Source organism: Nitratidesulfovibrio liaohensis, assembly GCF_011682075.1.
Classification (GTDB): domain Bacteria; phylum Desulfobacterota; class Desulfovibrionia; order Desulfovibrionales; family Desulfovibrionaceae; genus Cupidesulfovibrio; species Cupidesulfovibrio liaohensis.
The window spans coordinates 1-540 of record NZ_VSMK01000782.1 but is presented as its reverse complement, the minus strand read 5'-3'; the positions used below and the strand labels follow the sequence as shown (position 1 = coordinate 540).

Here is a 540-nt window from a genome sequence, read left to right as displayed (position 1 = left end):
GGCAGCAGGGTACGGGCCAGCACGTCTGCCCAGGCCAGCAGCACGCCGCCGCCGAACCACCCCGCCGCCAGCAGCGGGCCGTGGGACGCGCCCAGACGCATTCGCGCCAGGTGAGGCACCACCAGCCCCACGAAGCCGATGACCCCGCTTACCGCCACGCAACCCGCCGTGATCAGGCTGGCGCCCACCAGCAGTTGCAGGCGCACCCGAGCCGTATCCATGCCCAGTTGCCGGGCCTGCACGTCGCCCAGGGCCAGGATGTCCAGTTCGCGAAAGCGCGGCAGCACCAGCAGCAACCCCAGCGCCAGCCACGGCAGCAGCACCGCCGAGTGCGCCCAGCCGCGCCCCTGCAGGCTGCCCATGATCCAGAACACGATGCTGGACACGGATTCCTCGTCCAGCGCCTTGACCAGCGAAACCAGCGCCGAAAGCACGGTGGATACAACCACCCCGGCCAGCACCACGGTTTCGCGGCGAAAGCCGCCGCCCGCCGCACCGCCCAGCAGCAGCACCGCGCCCAGCGAGGCCAGGGCCCCGGCC

Annotated in this window: 1 protein-coding gene; it reads right to left on the bottom strand. The window is 72.2% G+C overall.

The genetic code is table 11. From position 1 onward, the window contains the following. Positions 1 to 540: FecCD family ABC transporter permease (locus tag FVW27_RS19165; RefSeq protein ID WP_167128367.1), on the bottom strand; the 540-nt coding region annotated here is incomplete at both ends.